We start from the raw sequence: 1,613 nt of genomic DNA on the forward strand, positions 1-1,613 counted from the left end.
CTTTCTGCCTATACTGTCTCATCATCACTAATGAAAGGGAAGAGATGACCACCGAGCAAAAAGACGGAATCCTGTCGATCACCGTGGATCGCGCCAAGTGCTGCGGGTACACGCTGTGCGCGTCGGAGGCTCCCGATGTCTACTCGATCGACGCACAGGGCTTCGCAGTCGCGCCCGAGACGGTGCCGGCCGAACTGGAGAAGCAGGCACGCGTCGGCGCCGACGTCTGCCCGGCCGATGCGATCATTCTCAGCCGCGTAAAGACAGAGCCCGACGGTGACAATTAACAGTTCGTCATCTCGCGACCGCGGGGACTCCCTTCCGGATTCCCCACCGTGCTCCTCGGGAGTTCACCCGAGCACTCCCGAGGAACTGGATTCGTTTGGACGAATTCATTATTCGGCAGGTTTCGGAGATGCACTCCACCCACCCGCGATGGCAGGAGGGCCACCATGAGCGTAGGAGGCCGAGTTCGGGCCGCAACCCAGGCACTTGCCGCAGGCCGGCCGATCGTACTGCTCGAAGGAGACCATCCTCACGCGGAGGGAGAGCTCGTCATGGCTGCGGAATTCGCGACCACAGCACACATCGCCTTCCTCGTCCGGCACGGTTCCGGCTTCTTGCGAGCAGCTCTCGACGCCGAGGCCTGCATGCGGATGTGGCTGCCCGCCATGGCTCCCCACCCCGATGGATCACATGTACCGAACTACGCGGTGGCGGTCGACGCGAGACTTGGTGTGACGACCGGAATTTCCGCTGCGGACCGTGCGCACACCCTTCGGGTTCTCGCCGATCCCACCGCGGTCGCGGACAGTCTGGTGCGGCCAGGACACGTCCAGGTGATCCAGATCGATTCCCGGGGCGTCCTCGGCAATGCCGAATTCGCTGAGGCGGCGGTCGATCTTGTGCATATCGCCGGGCTGCGACCTGCTGCCGCACTGTGCGGGTTGGTCAGCAACGGAGATGTCACAGTGATGGCGAAGCGGGACGAGCTGCTCGATTTCGCCGAGGATCACAACCTTCGCAGGGTGTCGATTCCTGACGTGTTGTCCTACCGCTCTTTTCCATGCCGGGATCCGGGCGTGGGCATTGCGAACGCGAGTGCGCCTCTCGAGTTCGTCGGATAGTTCATCGCCGGGCGCTCATCCACAGCACTCATGACCGACCGAATCGACACCAAAGGAGAATCGATGCCGACACTCGCCATCGACGCCATCGTTGCGGCACTCTCTCTGCTCCGCCCTCGACGCTACTCGAATCTTGCGCGAGACGTCGTAGGGCGGGCAGCGCTCACGCGCGCCCAGGCCCGGTGGGTAAGGATGTGCATGTACGACCTGCAGGCAGACGACAGCGCGCGCTGAGAACGTGAAGGGCCGGGGATACCGGAGTTCGCCGCCTTGAAGAGCCGAGACACGAACGCGACGGTCGAGCCGAGCAAAGTAGCGTCAGTCATTACGGTCCGACGTGATATTCCGATTCCAGTTGCGCCCAGCGGCGTCCGGTTTCCTCGCCGCCCGCAATCATGTCGGCCGGCGCGTCGGTGTAGGGCGGCCGGCACGGGCCCGGATCGATCAGCCCCGCACCGCGAAAACGGGCTCGGCCCACCGGAATGC

3 protein-coding genes are annotated in these 1,613 nt (G+C 63.7%); all 3 read left to right on the forward strand.

Annotation, left to right across the window (positions count from 1 at the left end; all coding sequences use genetic code 11):
* The first annotated feature begins 44 nt into the window (after positions 1-44).
* The 3 genes from WAW17_RS06470 (at position 45) to WAW17_RS06480 (ending at position 1,361) form a co-directional block, all read left to right on the forward strand.
* Positions 45-287 (forward strand): ferredoxin, encoded by a 243-nt coding sequence (locus tag WAW17_RS06470; protein WP_422332177.1) that lies wholly within the window; start codon positions 45-47, stop codon positions 285-287.
* A 165-nt stretch (positions 288-452) separates the two neighbouring features.
* A complete protein-coding gene (locus tag WAW17_RS06475) occupies positions 453-1,127 on the forward strand; it encodes a 3,4-dihydroxy-2-butanone-4-phosphate synthase (RefSeq protein WP_422332178.1) in 675 nt (224 codons plus the stop codon).
* 63 nt (positions 1,128-1,190) lie between these two features.
* Positions 1,191-1,361, forward strand: a complete 171-nt coding sequence (locus WAW17_RS06480; RefSeq protein WP_422332179.1) for a hypothetical protein — start codon at positions 1,191-1,193, stop codon at positions 1,359-1,361.
* Positions 1,362-1,613: the final 252 nt, after the last annotated feature.

Origin of the sequence: Rhodococcus sp. (in: high G+C Gram-positive bacteria) (genome assembly GCF_049286785.1) — a bacterium.
Classification (GTDB): domain Bacteria; phylum Actinomycetota; class Actinomycetes; order Mycobacteriales; family Mycobacteriaceae; genus Rhodococcus_F.